Here is a 640-nt window from a genome sequence, read left to right as displayed (position 1 = left end):
GCTGCCCACCGTCCCCGACCAGGTGGCCGCCGCCCCCGGTGCCCCCGCGCTGCTGCTCGCGATCACCGCCGCGCTCGCGGCAGACGGCGGCGACGTGCTCGTACCGCGCCCGCACGCCGCCTGGTGGGAGCCGTGCGCCCGGCTGCTCGGCAGACGGGTCTTCCCTGTGCCGGTGCCGCCCGAGAGCGGGGGCGTACCGGACTCGTACGCCCTGCTGGAGACCGTCCGCCGGGTACGGGCCGAGGGCGGCGACCCCCGGCTGCTCGTGCTGTCCGTCGCGGACGACCCGACCGGTACTGTCACCCCTCCCGAGCCGCTGTACGAGACGGTCGAGGCGGCGGCCGCCGAGGGGCTGCACCTGGTCAGCGACGAGACCTGGCGCGACACCCTGCACACCCCGCACGAGACCGTGCTGCTCAGCCCCGCCGAGATGCTGCCCGACCGGGTGACCGTCGTCAACGACCTGGCCGGTGCCCTGCTCCCGCCCGGCTGGCCCGCCGCCGTCGCCCGCTTCCCGGCCGGTCCGGCGGGGGAGGCACTGCACGCGCGGGTGCTGGACGCGCTCACCGCGCTCGGCGCCCGGGTCGCCGCGCCTGTGGCGGAGGCCGCGCGGTACGCGCTCGACGAGCCCGAGCCCGTC

At 78.1% G+C, this 640-nt stretch carries 1 protein-coding gene; it reads left to right on the top strand.

Annotated features, from left to right (window positions below; all coding sequences use genetic code 11):
- On the top strand, positions 1 to 640 hold a 640-nt coding region (locus GTW40_RS18950; RefSeq protein ID WP_161181381.1), incomplete at both ends, for an aminotransferase class I/II-fold pyridoxal phosphate-dependent enzyme.

This window comes from Streptomyces sp. SID4985 (assembly GCF_009863025.1).
GTDB lineage: Bacteria > Actinomycetota > Actinomycetes > Streptomycetales > Streptomycetaceae > Streptomyces.
This window is presented reverse-complemented; position numbering and strand designations above follow the sequence as displayed.